Annotated in this window: 17 protein-coding genes; 13 read left to right on the top strand and 4 right to left on the bottom strand. The window is 45.1% G+C overall.

The window, feature by feature from the left end; translation table 11 throughout:
• Positions 1-35 precede the first annotated feature (35 nt).
• Both AB4274_RS05500 and AB4274_RS05495 read right to left on the bottom strand, forming a co-directional pair.
• A complete protein-coding gene (locus AB4274_RS05500; protein ID WP_372111274.1) occupies positions 36-779 on the bottom strand; it encodes a copper homeostasis protein CutC in 744 nt (247 codons plus the stop codon).
• Positions 780-1,090: 311 nt separating this feature from the next.
• The gene (locus AB4274_RS05495) at positions 1,091-1,699 is read right to left on the bottom strand and encodes a peroxiredoxin C (protein ID WP_017062526.1); all 609 of its coding nucleotides are present in this window, start codon (positions 1,697-1,699) and stop codon (positions 1,091-1,093) included.
• 210 nt (positions 1,700-1,909) lie between these two features.
• Here AB4274_RS05495 and AB4274_RS05490 point away from each other — a divergent pair, with 210 nt between their 5' ends.
• Positions 1,910-2,815 (top strand): hydrogen peroxide-inducible genes activator, encoded by a 906-nt coding sequence (locus tag AB4274_RS05490; RefSeq protein WP_017062525.1) that lies wholly within the window; start codon positions 1,910-1,912, stop codon positions 2,813-2,815.
• Between the two features lie 66 nt (positions 2,816-2,881).
• On the opposite strand, the gene AB4274_RS05485 is transcribed toward AB4274_RS05490, so the two are convergent.
• On the bottom strand, positions 2,882-3,328 hold the full coding sequence (locus AB4274_RS05485; RefSeq protein WP_048615199.1) for a CBS domain-containing protein: 447 nt from the start codon (positions 3,326-3,328) through the stop codon (positions 2,882-2,884).
• A 334-nt stretch (positions 3,329-3,662) separates the two neighbouring features.
• On the opposite strand from AB4274_RS05485, the gene queA reads away from it, so the two are divergent.
• The 5 genes from queA (at position 3,663) to secF (ending at position 9,323) form a co-directional block, all read left to right on the top strand.
• Positions 3,663-4,715: a tRNA preQ1(34) S-adenosylmethionine ribosyltransferase-isomerase QueA gene (gene queA / locus AB4274_RS05480; RefSeq protein ID WP_017062523.1), complete on the top strand. Its 1,053-nt coding sequence runs from the start codon at positions 3,663-3,665 to the stop codon at positions 4,713-4,715.
• Between the two features lie 190 nt (positions 4,716-4,905).
• The gene (tgt, locus tag AB4274_RS05475; protein WP_017056177.1) at positions 4,906-6,042 is read left to right on the top strand and encodes a tRNA guanosine(34) transglycosylase Tgt; all 1,137 of its coding nucleotides are present in this window, start codon (positions 4,906-4,908) and stop codon (positions 6,040-6,042) included.
• Between the two features lie 111 nt (positions 6,043-6,153).
• Positions 6,154-6,483, top strand: a complete 330-nt coding sequence (gene yajC, locus AB4274_RS05470; protein ID WP_010440492.1) for a preprotein translocase subunit YajC — start codon at positions 6,154-6,156, stop codon at positions 6,481-6,483.
• Positions 6,484-6,503: 20 nt separating this feature from the next.
• Positions 6,504-8,360, top strand: coding sequence for a protein translocase subunit SecD (secD, locus tag AB4274_RS05465; RefSeq protein ID WP_102320714.1), 1,857 nt, complete (start codon positions 6,504-6,506; stop codon positions 8,358-8,360).
• A 15-nt stretch (positions 8,361-8,375) separates the two neighbouring features.
• The gene (gene secF / locus AB4274_RS05460; protein ID WP_017062837.1) at positions 8,376-9,323 is read left to right on the top strand and encodes a protein translocase subunit SecF; all 948 of its coding nucleotides are present in this window, start codon (positions 8,376-8,378) and stop codon (positions 9,321-9,323) included.
• Between the two features lie 307 nt (positions 9,324-9,630).
• On the opposite strand, the gene suhB is transcribed toward secF, so the two are convergent.
• Positions 9,631-10,434 (bottom strand): inositol-1-monophosphatase, encoded by an 804-nt coding sequence (suhB, locus tag AB4274_RS05455; RefSeq protein WP_017062836.1) that lies wholly within the window; start codon positions 10,432-10,434, stop codon positions 9,631-9,633.
• Between the two features lie 181 nt (positions 10,435-10,615).
• Here suhB and trmJ point away from each other — a divergent pair, with 181 nt between their 5' ends.
• The 7 genes from trmJ to hscA all read left to right on the top strand — a co-directional run bounded on the left by trmJ (position 10,616) and on the right by hscA (position 16,530).
• Positions 10,616-11,344 (top strand): tRNA (cytosine(32)/uridine(32)-2'-O)-methyltransferase TrmJ, encoded by a 729-nt coding sequence (trmJ, locus tag AB4274_RS05450; RefSeq protein ID WP_017062835.1) that lies wholly within the window; start codon positions 10,616-10,618, stop codon positions 11,342-11,344.
• 116 nt (positions 11,345-11,460) lie between these two features.
• Complete coding sequence (gene iscR / locus AB4274_RS05445; RefSeq protein ID WP_010440512.1) at positions 11,461-11,982, top strand: Fe-S cluster assembly transcriptional regulator IscR; 522 nt, start codon at positions 11,461-11,463, stop codon at positions 11,980-11,982.
• A gap of 27 nt (positions 11,983-12,009) precedes the next feature.
• On the top strand, positions 12,010-13,224 hold the full coding sequence (locus AB4274_RS05440; protein WP_010440514.1) for an IscS subfamily cysteine desulfurase: 1,215 nt from the start codon (positions 12,010-12,012) through the stop codon (positions 13,222-13,224).
• A 33-nt stretch (positions 13,225-13,257) separates the two neighbouring features.
• Positions 13,258-13,635 carry a Fe-S cluster assembly scaffold IscU gene (gene iscU / locus AB4274_RS05435; protein WP_004735094.1) on the top strand — a complete coding sequence of 126 codons (378 nt, stop codon included), beginning with the start codon at positions 13,258-13,260 and terminating at the stop codon, positions 13,633-13,635.
• Positions 13,636-13,733: 98 nt separating this feature from the next.
• On the top strand, positions 13,734-14,057 hold the full coding sequence (iscA, locus tag AB4274_RS05430) for an iron-sulfur cluster assembly protein IscA (protein WP_010440519.1): 324 nt from the start codon (positions 13,734-13,736) through the stop codon (positions 14,055-14,057).
• A gap of 84 nt (positions 14,058-14,141) precedes the next feature.
• Positions 14,142-14,657: a co-chaperone HscB gene (gene hscB / locus AB4274_RS05425; protein WP_010440522.1), complete on the top strand. Its 516-nt coding sequence runs from the start codon at positions 14,142-14,144 to the stop codon at positions 14,655-14,657.
• Between the two features lie 22 nt (positions 14,658-14,679).
• Entirely contained in the window at positions 14,680-16,530 is a 1,851-nt protein-coding gene (gene hscA, locus AB4274_RS05420) for a Fe-S protein assembly chaperone HscA (protein WP_372111272.1), read from the top strand.
• The last annotated feature ends 4 nt before the right edge of the window (positions 16,531-16,534 follow it).

Genomic DNA, 16,534 nt, shown 5'->3' with positions numbered 1-16,534 from the left:
CGAGGTTCTCTGGATTTATGCTGGCGATTATTGCCCTAAGCGGTGAGGGCGGCTCTCACATCAGATATCTTACTCGCATCTGTCACTGGGATCTGATAATCATCAATATCATCATTGCCCATTTGAGCACTCGAGTTGTTTTCCATTAGGCTCGGTCTTGTTGATTTACCTGAAAGGTGAAGAGCAGGTACTTGGGTAGCGCTTTGAATCATTTTAGCATTCGCAGCGTTAACGCCAGCCCCCGCCATGATATCAATTCGTCCATCGGCTTGTTTGACCATTGCAGCCAATACATCGATACCTTGCTCAGCATTAGCAGCAAGCCCTGATGTCAGGACTCTTTCGCATCCAAGTGTAATGATTTGTTCTAATGCTGCTTGGAAATCAGAGCTTTGATCGATGGCTCTGTGGAAGGTAATCCCAAGCTTTAACGAGTGCGCTTTGTCAGCCAGTTGTTGCATTTTTGGCATATCGATACTTCCGTTCGGCGCTAACACACCAAGTACGACCCCATCCAATCCTGCATTTGCGCAAGCTTCAATATCTTCAAGCATACAGAGCATATCGTCGTTATCGAAAATGAAGTCGCCTTGTCTTGGGCGTATCATAGCGTAGACCGGAACCGACGAAACTATTGCCGCTTGTTTCATCATTCCGAAGCTTGGAGTTAATCCGCCAAGTGCTAATGAAGAGCAAAGCTCAATTCGATTCGCGCCACCAGATAGTGCGGTATGAAGAGATTCTAAGTTATCGATACAGACTTCAATTTCGGTGTTCATCGTGTTTATCCGTTCAAAAAGATACTGATGAAATAATAGCAATCTAGGTGTGATTCTGAATAGATGGGGATAAGGGAAAATAGAGGTAAAGTTTAGGTTTATCGCTACCTCAATTATCTATTACAAGAGTCAGTCTAGGGGAGCGAGGAGGGGGAAAACAAAAAGCCCGAAGCGTTAACTTCGGGCTTTTAATAGGACTTTACTTCTTAACTGATTGGCGGTGCGCTTTGCGCTATTAGCTTATGCTTTATGTCTCTTTAAAGAGAATCTTCCAACCATTAACCCGCGTTGAGTTCGGGCTTAAGAGGTAATTACTTGCTTAGGTCGTCAGCGTGCTCAGATAGGAATGCTGCAACACCTTTTGGAGATGCGTCCATACCTGATTTGCCTTCTTCCCATTGTGCAGGACAAACTTCACCGTTCTTCTCGTGGAAGTTTAGTGCGTCTACCATGCGTAGCATTTCGTCGATGTTACGACCTAGTGGAAGATCGTTAACTACTTGGTGACGTACAAGACCGTCAGCGTCGATTAGGAAAGAACCACGGAAAGCAACGCCTGCTTCTGGGTGCTCAACATCGTATGCTTTGCAGATCTCGTGCTTAACGTCAGCAATTAGAGGGTATTTAACTTGACCAATACCGCCATCAGCGATAGCAGTGTTACGCCATGCGTTGTGAGAGAATTGAGAATCGATAGAAACACCGATTACTTCAACGCCTTTAGCTTGGAAATCTTCAAGACGGTTGTCGAAAGCGATTAGCTCTGAAGGACAAACGAAAGTGAAGTCTAGTGGGTAGAAGAAAACTACAGCTTTCTTACCTTTAGTGAATTCTGCGAAGTTGAAGTTATCAACGATCTCACCGTTACCTAGAACAGCTGCTGCAGTAAAGTCAGGGGCTTGACGACCTACTAGTACCATTTTGGAATCTCCTAAAAAATTAGTTGGCCCAACACATCTTTGTTTGGGCTCCGTTTCTACGGGACAAACTATAGTACAATCGGTACTATAGAAAAAAGCGAATTAAATAGATTAAGTTAATCGAAAAAAGCGATAAGCTTATTCTTTGTCCTGTCCTTAGGTCGAATGACCTTTACCTAACTTATCCTACTCATATTACAAAGTAATTTCATGAATAAATGGCCAAGTCTTAAGCAACTTCACTATCTTGTTACTCTTCACGAAACTCGTCATTTCAGTGATGCCGCAGATCGCTGTTTCGTCAGTCAATCTACGCTAAGTAAAGGCATTCAAAACCTAGAAGAGCTGATTGGTTGCCCGCTTTATGAGAAGAAAGATAAAAAGAGCCCGCTAGTTTTCACGCAAGCAGGTGAGCTGGTGGTCAAGCACGGTCGAGAGCTACTAGCGAAAGGACAAGATCTCGTAGAGCTTGGAAATCTATGTAACGGGGATGCGATGCAAGGGCAGCTGCGAGTCGGGTGTATTCCTACTATAGCGCCGTTCCTTTTGTGCGATTTGGTACAGGAAGCCAACCAGCGCTTTCCACAATTAAATTTGCTGTTACGTGAAGACACAACGACCAACCTATTGGCTGCGCTGCGTCATGGAGACTTAGATGTGCTGATTCTGGCTTTGCCTGTCGATATCGACAATATGGAAAGCCAAGTTGTTGGGCAAGACCCTTTCCGGATGGTGATCAGTCGCAATCAAGCTGATGGTATTCGCGTTCCGATTAAATACGATGACCTGCCAGACGAATCTGTATTTTTGTTGGAGAACGAGCATTGCTTAACCGAGCATGCTGTGTCGGCTTGTAAGTTAACGGATAAAGAGAAGATAAACCCGTTCACAGCGACGAGCCTTCACACATTGGTTCAAATGGTCGCGAATGGTTTAGGTACTACCTTTATTCCTCAGATGGCGATCGACCACGGTTTATTGGAAAACCAGAATCTTGTTGTGATCGATCCTCCTGGTCAACAGGCCTACCGAGATATTGGCCTTGTCTGGCGACCAAGCTCTTCGCGTCGTGAGACATTCCATCAATTAGCGGATGTGGTATCTGAGCTTCTATAATAATCCGCTTCGACAACAATCCCTCTGAGCGGCTGAATTGGCCGCTCTTCATATCACTTCCGATCGTTACTCTACTTCCGCTTCTTCTGGCTCGACTTCTTCTTGCAGCTCCAGCAAATTGATCGCTATCGTGACAAAATCGCTGTCTGTAATAATGCCTACTAGTTCGTGGTTTTCTACGACAGGTAAACAGCCCACTTTGTGTTTCTGCATATAGATAGCCGATTCTTTTAATCCTGCACGTGGCTCTACCGACATAACACTTTTGTGCATGATGTCGTTGAGGGGAGTGGCAAGAGTAAAAGATTGAGCTTGTGGGATGTTTTGTAGGCTGGATTCTTGAGCGGCTAGAACGTCTCGTTGTGTGACGACACCTAATAGATGCCTATCGGAATCAACGACCGGTATATGGCGGATATCAAGCGCTTCCATCATGTGCTTAGCATCGGCCAGTGAGTGTGAGCGCAATAGGGTATGAGGGTTGCGAGTCATCATATCTTCAACCTTGATCATACGAACCTCCTTCTTTTTTATTTGTTGCTATTACTATAGTTTTTTATCCAAAAAATAACTGAGATCTGACGCATTCTTGGGTGAGTTTTATGCAACTAATTCTTTAGTTTGAGGAGGTGAATCAGTCGCATTATTTTACGCCTCTTTACAATAATCCAGTGCTGTAAACCTTGCTATTGCGGCTCGTGTGCCTATACTAGCCCACTGCGAAATTTTTAGTCGTGTTTGCGATGTGTTTCTGGTGACGATTGACTTACCGTAACGATTATCCAGCAACTACGATTTATGATTCGTCAACGGCACAAATCTCATCAACTAAGACAAGACTAGACAAATGCAAGTTTCAGATTTTCACTTTGACCTACCAGATGAACTCATTGCTCGCTACCCTCAAGAGGAGCGCACAGCAAGCCGCCTGCTTAAATTAGATGGCAACAGCGGTAACCTAGCTGATGGTTCGTTTAAAGACGTTTTAGACTTGGTTGAGCCAGGCGATCTTGTTGTTTTCAATAACACTCGAGTGATTCCAGCTCGTGTATTTGGTCGCAAGGCATCAGGCGGTAAGCTTGAAGTGCTGGTTGAACGTATGCTTGATGAGAAAAGCATTCTTGCGCATGTTCGTTGTTCTAAATCACCGAAGCCGGGTACCAAGTTGTTCCTTGGTGAGAACGATGAATATGAAGCTGAAATGGTGGCGCGTCACGATGCGTTATTCGAAATCCATTTCACATCCGATCAAAGCGTTTTAGAGATTCTTAACAGTGTTGGTCACATGCCACTGCCTCCTTACATCGATCGTCCTGATGAAGATGCAGATAAAGAGCGCTACCAGACTGTCTATAATGAAAAGCCGGGTGCGGTTGCAGCGCCAACAGCAGGCCTTCACTTTGATGACAAGCTAATGGCCGACATGAAAGAAAAAGGTGTTGAGTTTGCTTACGTGACGCTTCACGTTGGTGCTGGTACGTTCCAGCCAGTAAAAGTAGATAACATCAATGATCACCACATGCATGCTGAGTACGTTGAAGTGCCGCAAGAAGTGGTTGACGCCGTAGCTGCAGCAAAAGCTCGTGGCGGACGTATTATTGCTGTTGGTACAACATCAGTACGCTCACTAGAAAGTGCAGCGCAAGATGCATTGAAGAAAGGCACCGAGCTCGTTCCTTTCTTTGGTGATACAGAAATCTTCATCTTCCCTGGCTATGAATACCAGTTGGTGGATTGCCTGATTACCAACTTCCACTTGCCAGAATCAACACTGATTATGTTGGTGAGTGCATTTGCTGGCTACGATAATGTGATGGGCGCTTACGATCACGCAGTGAAGAGCGAATATCGTTTCTTCAGCTACGGCGATGCGATGTTCATCAATAAGAAAACGAGCTAACTTAAGCTGGTTTAAGCGATACAAAAATTTACGGGTGCTAGCAGTAAGCTAGGAGTCGGGCAGGGTGTCTGTCTAATCTCTCGCAAGGAATACGCGACCGCTCCTCATAGAACCCACTAGACTGAACTTTTGTTTGGCCTAAGGTTCTGAATTAACAGTCAGATTGTTTCTCTGGCATATTGGAGGCTTCGTGAAATTAAAATACGAACTTAAAAAAACTAATAGCGGCGCACGTCGTGGTCAACTTCAGTTTGAACGCGGTACCGTCGAAACCCCAGCATTCATGCCTGTAGGTACTTACGGTACTGTTAAAGGTATGACACCTGAAGAAGTAAAAGACACAGGTGCTGAAATCCTATTAGGTAACACATTCCACCTATGGCTACGTCCTGGTCAAGAAATCATGAAAATGCACGGTGACCTGCACGATTTCATGAACTGGCACGGTCCTATCCTGACTGATTCAGGCGGCTTCCAAGTATTCAGCCTAGGTGCAATGCGTAAAATCACTGAAGAGGGTGTTCATTTCCGTAACCCTGTAAACGGTGACAAGATCTTCATGGACGCTGAGAAGTCTATGGAAATCCAAAAAGATTTAGGTTCAGACATCGTAATGATCTTCGATGAGTGTACGCCTTACCCTGCGACACACAAAGAAGCAAAAGACTCAATGGAGATGTCTCTTCGTTGGGCTGAGCGTTCACGTAACCACTTCGACAAACTTGAAAACCCGAACTCACTGTTCGGTATCGTTCAAGGTGGCGTGTACGAAGACCTTCGTGATGTATCCGTTAAAGGCCTAACAGAAATTGGTTTTGACGGTTACGCAGTAGGTGGCCTAGCAGTAGGCGAACCAAAAGAAGATATGCACCGCATTCTTGAGCACACATGTCCTCAACTGCCAGAAGATAAGCCACGTTACCTAATGGGCGTAGGCAAACCGGAAGACTTGGTTGAAGGTGTTCGCCGTGGTATCGACATGTTTGACTGTGTAATGCCAACGCGAAATGCACGTAACGGCCACCTGTTTGTGACTGAAGGTGTGATCAAGATCCGTAATGCGAAGCATAAAACCGATACAACACCACTAGATTCAGAGTGTGACTGTTACACTTGTAAGAACTACAGCAAGTCGTACTTACACCATTTGGATCGTTGTAACGAAATCCTAGGTGCTCGACTGAACACGATTCATAACCTGCGTTTCTACCAACGAGTAATGTCAGACATTCGTCAGTCTATCGATGAAGACCGCTTTGAAGAGTTCGTTGCAGAGTTCTACGCAAGAATGGGGCGTGAAGTGCCACCACTAGGTAAAGAATCTTAGTATTTCTTTTTTGCGAGCCCTATCTCTCTTCCGAGTGATGGGGCTTGAAAATAAAGGGATGCGACCCAATTAGACAAACAATTACGAAAATATAAATAGAGGATGTTTTAAATGTTTATTTCTCAAGCTCACGCAGCAGCAGAAGGTGCACCAGCAGGCGGCGGTTTCGAAATGCTTATCATGCTAGGTATGTTCGCTGTGATCTTCTACTTCATGATCTACCGTCCACAAGCTAAGCGTGTTAAAGAGCACAAGAACCTTATGTCTTCTATGGGCAAAGGTGATGAAGTTCTTACAAGCGGCGGCCTAATTGGCAAGATCACTAAGATTGCAGAAGACAGCGACTACGTTGCTATCGAACTGAATGCAAACAACGAAGTAGTTATCAAGAAAGACTTCGTTACAGCAGTGCTACCAAAAGGTACTCTGAAATCTCTATAAACAGCTAGAGGATCCTCGCTGTGCTAAACCGTTACCCGTTATGGAAGTACCTGATGGTGGTGTTTACTATCGCCATCGCTGCGTTGTACGCACTTCCGAATATATACGGTGAAGATCCGGCAGTTCAAGTTACAGGGGCGCGCGGCGCCTCTGTAGATATGTCTACGCTGGATGCTGTCACCAATGCTCTTGAAGCTGAAAACCTTTCTACTAAATCCGTTGCTCTAGAAAACGGTTCCATTCTTGTTCGCTTTAACGATACAGACTCTCAAATTAGTGCTCGTGATGTCATCACTGAAGCATTAGATGAAGACGTAATCGTTGCTTTAAACTTAGCTGCTTCAACTCCTGATTGGCTTGAATCTATTGGTGCTGCACCAATGAAGCTTGGTCTTGACCTACGTGGTGGTGTTCACTTCTTGATGGAAGTGGATATGGACGCTGCGATGCAAAAGCTGGTTGGCCAACAAGAAGAAGCGTTCCGTAGCGAACTTCGTGAAGAAAAAATCCGTTACCGTGCAATTCGCCCATCTGGTAAAGATGCGGTTGAAGTGATTCTACGTAACGCCGAGCAGCTTGCTGAAGCGAAATCGCTACTGCAATCTAAGCACCAAGACATGACGTTTGTAGATTCTGAATCTAATGGTCGTTTTTCTTTGGTTGCTAGCTTCACAGAGGCTCGTCTTCAAGAAATCCGCAACTATGCGGTAGAGCAAAACATTACCATTCTACGTAACCGTGTTAACGAACTTGGTGTTGCTGAACCTTTGGTTCAACGTCAAGGCTCTAGCCGTATCGTAGTGGAATTGCCTGGTGTTCAAGACACGGCTCGCGCTAAAGAAATTCTTGGTGCTACCGCGACGCTTGAGTTCCGTGAAGTGGATAGCAGTGCTGACTTAGCCGCTGCCGCTTCTGGTCGTGCCCCTGCGGGTAGCGAAATCAAGCAAGATCGTGATGGTCGTCCTGTGGTACTTAAGAAGCGCGTTATTCTAGGCGGCTCAAGTATTACTGATGCAAGCTCAAGTGTTGATGAATATGGTCGTCCTCAAGTTAACATCTCGCTAGACAGCGAAGGTGGTAGCAAGATGTCTGCATTCTCTCGTCAGAATATCGGTAAGCTAATGGCAACGGTATTTGCAGAGTACAAAGACAGCGGTCGTAAAACACCGGAAGGTCGAGTTATCTTGAGTAAGCACGAAGAAGTGATTAACCAAGCGACGATTCAATCTGCGCTAGGCCGTAACTTCCGTATTACTGGTATCGATTCAACGGCTGAAGCTCATAACTTGGCACTTCTACTGCGTGCTGGTGCATTGATTGCGCCTATCTCGATTGTAGAAGAACGTACCATTGGTCCATCTATGGGGCAGCAAAACATCGATATGGGTATCATGGCGATGGTTTGGGGTATGGCTGCTGTAATGCTGTTTACGCTGCTTTACTACCGTAGCTTTGGTCTGATTGCGAACGTTGCGCTAATGGCTAACTTGGTGTTGATTATCGGTGTTATGTCGATGATTCCGGGGGCTACCATGACCCTACCAGGTATTGCCGGTATCGTATTAACGGTTGGTATGGCGGTTGATGCGAACGTTCTGATCTTTGAGCGTATACGTGAAGAGCTTCGAGATGGACGCAGTCCACAACAAGCGATTCACCAAGGTTACGCGAACGCATTCAGCACAATCGCCGATGCCAACATCACCACACTACTAACAGCAATCATTCTATTTGCTGTGGGTACGGGTGCTATCAAAGGCTTCGCGGTAACGCTGTCTATCGGTATCTTGACTTCAATGTTTACAGCTATTATCGGAACACGTTGTATCGTGAACCTGATGTATGGCGGCAAACGCGTTAAAAAACTGTCGATCTAAGGCTAGGGAATTAATATGTTTCAGATTCTAAAAGCAGACAAAATGATCGACTTTATGCGTTGGTCAAAGGTTGCCTTTGTTTTTTCTATCTTGATGATTGGTACTGCTATCTTCACCCTAACAACGAAATCGTTGAACTGGGGTCTAGATTTTACTGGCGGTACTCTGATTGAAGTTGGTTTTGAACAACCGGCACACCTTCCTGATATTCGTAGTGCACTAGAAGCCGAAGGCTTTGGTGATGCAACGGTACAGAACTTCGGTTCAGCTCGTGATGTGATGGTTCGTTTACGTCCACGTGATGGCGTAGCGGGCGAAACGCTTGGTAACCAAATCCTTTCTGCTATTGAGAATGGTACTGGTGAGCAAGTTGAAATGCGTCGTATCGAGTTCGTTGGTCCTAACGTGGGTGACGAATTAACAGAAGCGGGTGGCCTTGCTATTCTAGTTTCTCTTATCTGTATCTTGATCTACGTATCAGTGCGATTTGAATGGCGTTTGGCTGCGGGTGCAGTATTAGCACTGGCGCACGACGTTATCATCACTCTGGGTGTGTTCTCTCTAATGCAAATTGAGGTCGACCTTACCATCGTAGCAGCCTTGCTAACGGTCGTCGGTTACTCCCTCAACGATACCATTGTTGTATTCGACCGTATCCGTGAGAACTTCCGTAAGATGCGTAAGGGTGAAGCACCTGAAGTACTGAACAGCTCAATCACACAAACATTGAGCCGTACATTGATCACTTCTGGTACCACGTTATTCGTAGTTATCGCACTGTTCGTTCAGGGCGGCGCTATGATTCACGGCTTCGCGACTGCACTTCTACTGGGTATTACGGTTGGTACTTACTCTTCTATCTACGTTGCATCTGCACTGGCTATGAAGTTAGGTATTACGCGTGAACACCTAATGCCACCACAAGTGGACAAAGAAGGTGAAGAGTTTGACGAGATGCCTTAGGCCTTGGCTTAATAAGTTTCGCTAAACCAAAAAAACCGCTAGGCAACTAGCGGTTTTTTTACGTCTGTATTCTAGGGAAGCTCAATACAATTTAGCGTTGAAGTATGTTGAACTTCATTTCACTAAGAGACATCCTGATCGTATCTCGTATCTCGTATCTCGTATCTCGTATCTCGTATCTCGTATCTCGTATCTCGTATCTCGTATCTCGTATCGCAGATACAAAAAAGCCTCGCTATAGCTATATAGCGAGGCTTTGGAATTTTTATGCGCCCTTAAAATAGGGAGCGTTAACGTAAGGTCTGAATTACTTCAGCATACCTTCGTTAGCGTTCTCACGAACGTGCTTAAGAATAGACTTAACACCACGTGCGCTTGAAGCAACAACATTACCAGAAGTCATGTAATCAGTACCGCCAGCAAAGTCAGTCATGATAGCACCAGCTTCACGAGCGATTAGATCGCCAGCTGCTAGATCCCATGGCTTAAGGCCAAGTTCTAGGTAACCATCAACACGGCCAGCTGCTAGGTAACATAGGTCAAGAGCAGGAGAACCTGTACGACGGAAATCAGCACAGTCGATGAATAGACCAGAGATGATCTTCATGAAAGATTCAGAGTGTTGTTTTTGCTTGAATGGGAAACCAGTCGCTAGAACAGTACCTTGAAGGTCTTTTAGTTGAGTAACACGCATACGAGCGTTGTTAAGTTGAGCGCCAGCGCCACGTTGAGCTGTGAATAGCTCGTTTAGCATTGGGTCATAAACACAAGCAACTTCTGTACGACCGTTCATGCGAACAGCGATAGATACAGAGAAGTGAGGGAAACCTTTTACAAAGTTGTTGGTGCCATCCAGTGGGTCAACGATCCATTGTACATCAGAGTCTTTACCTTCAGTCAGGCCTTTCTCTTCAGAAATAATGCTGTGCTCTGGGTAAGATGCTTTGATTGTCTCAATGATCATGTACTCAGCTTCTTGAGCAATGTTAGTAACGTAATCGTTGTTACCTTTTAGAGACGATTCGATCTTATCAGTTGTTTCTAGAGATTTAGCAATATGGTTGCCAGCTTTACGCGCAGCGCGTATCGCAATGTTTAGCATTGGATGCATATGGTTTTTCCCACAAGATGTTAAAGAACAATTTAAAGCGGCGGCGAGTATACCAAAGTTTTACCAAAAGGGAAGTGGTTATTTTTTGAACTCTTGGTTTCACATTACGCGAAGGGTCTGACCATTTTACTTTGCTATGTGTTAATATCTCGCGATTATTTTTAAAGTGGTGTCATATAGCATGTTAGACAATGTAAAAGTCGTTCTGGTTGGTACGTCTCATTCGGGAAATATCGGATCAGCAGCTCGCGCAATGAAAGTGATGGGTTTGAGTCAATTAGTTCTTGTAGACCCTCAATGTGAAGTTGACGAGCAGACCTTAGCACTGGCTGCGGGTGCAGGTGACATCGCAGAAAACGCGACTATCGTTTCTACATTAGACGAAGCCGTAAAAGACTGTGGTTTGGTGGTTGGTTCGAGTGCACGTTCACGTACGCTTGAATGGCCAATGCTTGAGCCTCGTGAGTGTGGACAAAAGTTTGCGATTGAAGGTCAAAAGCACCCAGTCGCATTAGTGTTCGGCCGTGAACGTACTGGCTTGACTAACGATGAGCTTCAGAAGTGCCACTTCCATGTATGTATCCCAGCTAACCCTGAATACAGCTCGCTAAACCTAGCAATGGCAGTGCAGACTCTGAGCTACGAAGTGCGTGTAGCTCACCTTGATATGGTCGCTAGCCAATATCAGCCACAGCAACAAGATGAGTACCCTCGTCACGAAGAACTAGAAATGTTCTATGAGCACCTTGAAAAAGTGATCATTGATACCCAATTTATCTCTAAGGATAAGCCAGGTCAGGTGATGAATAAACTACGTCGTCTGTTCAGTCGAGCTCGTCCAGAGTTGCAAGAGATCAACACTCTACGCGGCATTTTGACTTCAATTGAGAAGAGCAAAAACGACAAATAAAAACCACACAAACCCTAAGGGTGAATACTTGACTAAAATAGTCAACTAAATACTTGACCAATTTAGTCAGGTATGGGAAGATTCCAACCACATAAACAATGTGGATTCGGTGTGATATGAAACTTACATCTAAAGGAAGATATGCGGTAACAGCTATGCTAGATGTAGCACTGCATTCGCAAAAAAGCCCAGTTCCTCTGGCTGATATTTCAGAGCGACAGGGCATCTCATTATCTTACTTAGAACAGCTATTTTCTAAGTTACGTAAAGCTGGCTTAGTTGCTAGTGTTCGTGGTCCTGGCGGTGGTTACCGTTTAGGTGCTGAAGCGAGCGACATCGCTGTCGGAACTGTAATTGCTGCAGTAGACGAATCAGTTGATGCAACTAAGTGTCACGGTCGAGCAGATTGCCAAGGTGGTAGTCGTTGTTTAACTCACACTCTTTGGCGTGATTTAAGCTCCCGAATCAGCAGCTTCTTAAATGACATTACGCTCGGTGAGCTAATGAAAGATAACGAAGTTTTAGAGATTTCTGATCGTCAAGATATCGATCTTGCGGTTAATAATGGTTTTGCACATAAAAATACGAGCACTACAACGATTAGTGCAGCACCTCACGGTGTTAATGCCCGCTCTTAGCGGTCAGTTTTTACATTGGAGTAGAAAATGAAACTGCCTATTTACTTTGACTATTCAGCTACATGCCCAGTCGATCCACGTGTTGCTGAAAAAATGGTTCAGTGCATGACGATGGACGGTAACTTCGGTAACCCTGCATCTCGTTCACACCGTTACGGCTGGCAGGCAGAAGAATCAGTAGATAATGCTCGTGAGCAAATTGCCGATCTACTAAATGCAGACCCACGTGAGATTGTTTTCACGTCAGGTGCTACAGAGTCAGACAACCTTGCTATCAAAGGTGCAGCGCACTTTTACGAGAAGAAAGGTAAGCACGTAATCACGTGTAAAACAGAACATAAAGCGGTTCTTGATCCATGTCGCCAACTAGAGCGTGAAGGTTTTGAGGTGACTTACCTTGAGCCTGAAGCAAACGGCATCATTGATTTAGACAAGCTACAAGCAGCAATGCGTGAAGATACGGTTCTTGTTTCTATCATGCACGTAAACAACGAGATTGGTGTAATCCAAGATATCTCTGCAATCGGCGAATTATGTCGTTCACGCAAGATCATCTTCCACGTTGATGCGGCTCAGTCTGCGGGTAAAATCCCACTAGATGTAAAAGAGATGAAAGTTGACCTTATCTCTCTTTCTGCACACAAAGCATACGGCCCTAAAGGCATTGGTGCTTTGTACGTTCGTCGTAAGCCACGTATTCGTCTTGAAGCACAGATGCACGGTGGAGGTCACGAACGTGGTTTCCGTTCTGGTACGCTTGCTACTCACCAAATCGTGGGTATGGGTGAAGCTTTTGCTGTCGCTAAACAAGACATGCAGAAAGATTATGACCACGCACTAGCACTTCGCGAGCGTCTATTGAAAGGGGTTCAAGATCTAGAAGCAGTAACGGTAAATGGCGACTTAGATCAACGTGTACCACATAACCTAAACGTGAGCTTTGCTTTCGTTGAAGGTGAATCTCTGCTTATGTCTTTAAAAGACTTAGCGGTATCATCAGGTTCTGCATGTACATCAGCGAGTCTTGAGCCTTCATACGTTTTACGCGCTCTTGGCTTAAACGATGAACTGGCACACAGCTCAGTACGTTTTTCATTCGGCCGTTTCACTACGGAAGAAGAAATCGACTACGCGATTGCACAAATCCGTGTAGCAGTAAATAAATTACGCGACATGTCTCCTCTATGGGATATGTATAAAGAAGGGATTGATTTGAACACTGTTGAGTGGGCTCATCACTAATCTCACGGAAATAGAGGATTCGAGGTAACTATCATGGCATATAGCGAAAAAGTAATTGATCACTACGAAAACCCACGTAACGTAGGTTCGTTTGATAAAGAAGATCCAAGTGTAGGTAGCGGCATGGTTGGCGCACCAGCTTGTGGTGACGTAATGAAACTGCAAATCAAAGTATCTGCAGAAGGTATTATTGAAGACGCAAAATTCAAGACTTACGGTTGCGGTAGCGCAATCGCTTCTAGCTCACTAGTCACTGAGTGGGTTAAAGGTAAAAGTATTGATGAAGCAGCTGCTATTAAAAACTCTGAAATCGCAGAAGAGCTAGAGTTGCCACCAGTGAAAGTTCACTGTTCAATTCTTGCTGAAGATGCAATCAAAGCAGCGGTTGCGGATTACAAAAAGAAGCACTAATCGTTTCTACAACGTAATCACTTCAAAAAAGTAATATTTGGGAGCACCCTTTGTGCTCCCCCTGAGTTCTCAATTTATATAAAACACAAGGTTGTAGTATGGCCATCACCATGACAGATACGGCAGCAAGCCGAGTTCAAGCTTTCCTAGATAACCGAGGTAAAGGTATCGGGTTGCGCTTAGCGGTAAAAACTACTGGCTGTTCGGGTATGGCGTATGTACTGGAATTCGTTGACGAGCTCAACGAAGAAGACGAAGTGTTCGAGCATTCAGGTGTTAAGGTCATCATTGATCCAAAGAGCCTAGTTTACCTAGACGGTACTGAGCTTGATTACGTAAAAGAAGGCCTAAACGAAGGTTTTGAATTCAACAACCCTAACGCGAAAGGCGAATGTGGTTGTGGTGAGAGCTTCAATGTATAAACGCCTCAATCGTTGAGCGTTTATAATGAGCGAAGAATAAAATTAGGCTCTAAGTAAAGAGCCTAAACTTAGGACCACCGTTACATGAATCATTTCGAATTATTTGGGCTACCACTTCAGTTTCAACTGGATGGTAGCCTTCTTTCTTCTCAGTTTAGAGATCTGCAACGCCAATTCCACCCTGATAAATTTGCCACGGCTTCTGAGCGAGATCGCTTGCTGGCTGTGCAAAAAGCTGCGCAAATCAATGATGCGTACCAGGTGTTGAAAAATCCAGTCAGCCGCGCTGAATACCTGTTAGTTCAACATGGTGAGGATATTCGTGGTGAGCAGCAGACTATGCAAGATCCTATGTTCCTGATGGAGCAAATGGAATTGCGTGAAGAGCTGGAAGATATCGCCGACAGTTCTGATCCTGAAGATGCTTTGTTTGCATTTGAAGGAAAGGTTAGCAAAATGTATAAACAACAATTAAGCGCTATCCAACAAGAACTCGACAGCGAAGCTTGGTTAGAAGCTGCAGACCGAGTAAGAAAGCTTAAGTTTATTGCAAAATTAAAGAATGAAATCGAGTTAGTTGAAGATCGTTTGATCGGCTAGTTCGTATAACAAGGACACATCCATGGCACTACTTCAGATTGCAGAACCAGGGCAAAGCGCCGCTCCTCACCAGCACAAGCTTGCAGTGGGTATTGATTTAGGTACAACAAACTCATTGGTTGCGTCAGTGCGCAGTGGTGAGGCAAGCACGCTTGTTGATCAACAAGGTCGCAGTATTCTCCCTTCCGTTGTTCACTATCAGTCAGAGTCGTACACCACTGGTGATGAAGCGCGTGTAAATGCACAAACTGATCCTAAAAATACCATTATCTCAGTTAAGCGATTAATCGGTCGTTCACTGTCAGATATTCAACAGCGATACCCATCTCTGCCATATCAGTTTGAAGAAAGTGATAATGGCCTGCCTGTGATTAACACAGCGCAAGGAAATAAGAACCCAATTCAAGTATCTGCAGATATTCTTCGTGCACTCGGTCAACGTGCTGAGTCGACGTTAGGTGGTGAATTGGCTGGTGCCGTGATTACCGTCCCTGCGTACTTTGATGATGCACAACGTGCAGGTACCAAAGACGCAGCGCAACTTGCTGGTCTTCATGTGTTACGTCTTCTTAATGAACCCACTGCAGCCGCGATTGCTTATGGCTTGGATTCAGGTAAAGAAGGGGTAATCGCTGTTTATGACTTAGGCGGTGGTACGTTTGATATCTCTATCCTACGCCTGTCTAAAGGTGTCTTCGAAGTTTTAGCAACCGGTGGTGACTCTGCATTAGGCGGCGATGACTTTGACCATTTAGTTGCGGATCATTTCCAAGAGCAAATGGGCTTGTTAGAGCTGACAGCAGAACAGAACCGTATTCTTCTAGACGCAGCAACAGAAGCGAAGATTGGCTTATCTGAAGCTGAAAGCGTTAATGTTGAAGCACTAGGTTGGTCTGGCTCTTTAACTCGTGAAGAGTTCGAAGAGATCATCAAGCCACTAGTTAAGAAAACGCTGCTTTCGTGCCGCCGAGCACTGAAAGATGCGGAAGTTGACGCGGATGAAGTACTAGAAGTCGTGATGGTAGGTGGTTCAACTCGTACCTTACTTGTTCGTGAAATGGTCGGTGGCTTCTTTGGTCGTACTCCATTAACCAGTATTAACCCTGATGAAGTGGTTGCGATTGGCGCATCGATTCAAGCGGATATCTTAGTTGGCAACAAGCCTGACTCTGAGATGCTGCTATTGGATGTTATCCCTCTGTCACTGGGTATCGAAACCATGGGTGGCTTAGTCGAAAAGATCATCCCTCGTAACACCACGATCCCTGTTGCTCGCGCACAAGAATTTACCACGTTCAAAGACGGTCAAACTGCAATGACAGTACACACCGTGCAAGGCGAGCGTGAGATGGTTGATGACTGTCGTTCACTGGCTCGATTTGCTCTGAAAGGCATCCCGCCGATGACTGCAGGTGCTGCTCATATTCGTGTTACTTACCAAGTGGATGCTGATGGCCTGCTATCGGTTACCGCAATGGAGAAGAGCACTGGCGTTCAAGCTGAAATCCAAGTTAAGCCTTCTTACGGTCTAAGCGACAACGAAGTGGCTAGCATGCTGAAAGATTCGATGACGTTTGCAAAAGAAGACATGCAAGCGCGTGCTCTTGCTGAGCAACGCGTAGAAGCGGATCGCGTTATCGAAGGCCTTATCGCTGCAATGCAAGCCGACGGTGACGAGCTACTTGATGAGCAAGGCAAACAACAACTTGTTCAAGCGATTGAAGCACTGATTGAAGTGCGTAATGGCGACAACGCTGATGCTATTGAACTAGAAATTAAGAATACCGACAAAGCGAGCCAAGACTTTGCTTCTCGTCGTATGGATAAATCAATTCGTGCTGCACTGTCAGGTCAGTCAGTCGATAATATTTAATAGT

It is taken from the genome of Vibrio sp. 10N.261.55.A10 (assembly GCF_041470825.1).
GTDB lineage: Bacteria > Pseudomonadota > Gammaproteobacteria > Enterobacterales > Vibrionaceae > Vibrio > Vibrio crassostreae_C.
The sequence above is the reverse complement of the archived record's forward strand: the minus strand, read 5'-3'. Positions and strand labels throughout refer to the sequence as shown.

Excerpts from the sequence above, each read along its gene's own strand:
- iscU (WP_004735094.1), top strand. The coding sequence starts at position 13,258 with ATGGCATATAGCGAAAAAGTAATTGATCACTACGAAAACCCACGTAAC.
- iscR (WP_010440512.1), top strand. The coding sequence starts at position 11,461 with ATGAAACTTACATCTAAAGGAAGATATGCGGTAACAGCTATGCTAGAT.
- AB4274_RS05495 (WP_017062526.1), bottom strand. The coding sequence starts at position 1,699 with ATGGTACTAGTAGGTCGTCAAGCCCCTGACTTTACTGCAGCAGCTGTT.
- yajC (WP_010440492.1), top strand. The coding sequence starts at position 6,154 with ATGTTTATTTCTCAAGCTCACGCAGCAGCAGAAGGTGCACCAGCAGGC.
- hscA (WP_372111272.1), top strand. The coding sequence starts at position 14,680 with ATGGCACTACTTCAGATTGCAGAACCAGGGCAAAGCGCCGCTCCTCAC.
- iscA (WP_010440519.1), top strand. The coding sequence starts at position 13,734 with ATGGCCATCACCATGACAGATACGGCAGCAAGCCGAGTTCAAGCTTTC.
- AB4274_RS05490 (WP_017062525.1), top strand. The coding sequence starts at position 1,910 with ATGAATAAATGGCCAAGTCTTAAGCAACTTCACTATCTTGTTACTCTT.
- suhB (WP_017062836.1), bottom strand. The coding sequence starts at position 10,434 with ATGCATCCAATGCTAAACATTGCGATACGCGCTGCGCGTAAAGCTGGC.
- AB4274_RS05500 (WP_372111274.1), bottom strand. The coding sequence starts at position 779 with ATGAACACCGAAATTGAAGTCTGTATCGATAACTTAGAATCTCTTCAT.
- secF (WP_017062837.1), top strand. The coding sequence starts at position 8,376 with ATGTTTCAGATTCTAAAAGCAGACAAAATGATCGACTTTATGCGTTGG.
- AB4274_RS05485 (WP_048615199.1), bottom strand. The coding sequence starts at position 3,328 with ATGATCAAGGTTGAAGATATGATGACTCGCAACCCTCATACCCTATTG.
- AB4274_RS05440 (WP_010440514.1), top strand. The coding sequence starts at position 12,010 with ATGAAACTGCCTATTTACTTTGACTATTCAGCTACATGCCCAGTCGAT.
- trmJ (WP_017062835.1), top strand. The coding sequence starts at position 10,616 with ATGTTAGACAATGTAAAAGTCGTTCTGGTTGGTACGTCTCATTCGGGA.
- queA (WP_017062523.1), top strand. The coding sequence starts at position 3,663 with ATGCAAGTTTCAGATTTTCACTTTGACCTACCAGATGAACTCATTGCT.
- hscB (WP_010440522.1), top strand. The coding sequence starts at position 14,142 with ATGAATCATTTCGAATTATTTGGGCTACCACTTCAGTTTCAACTGGAT.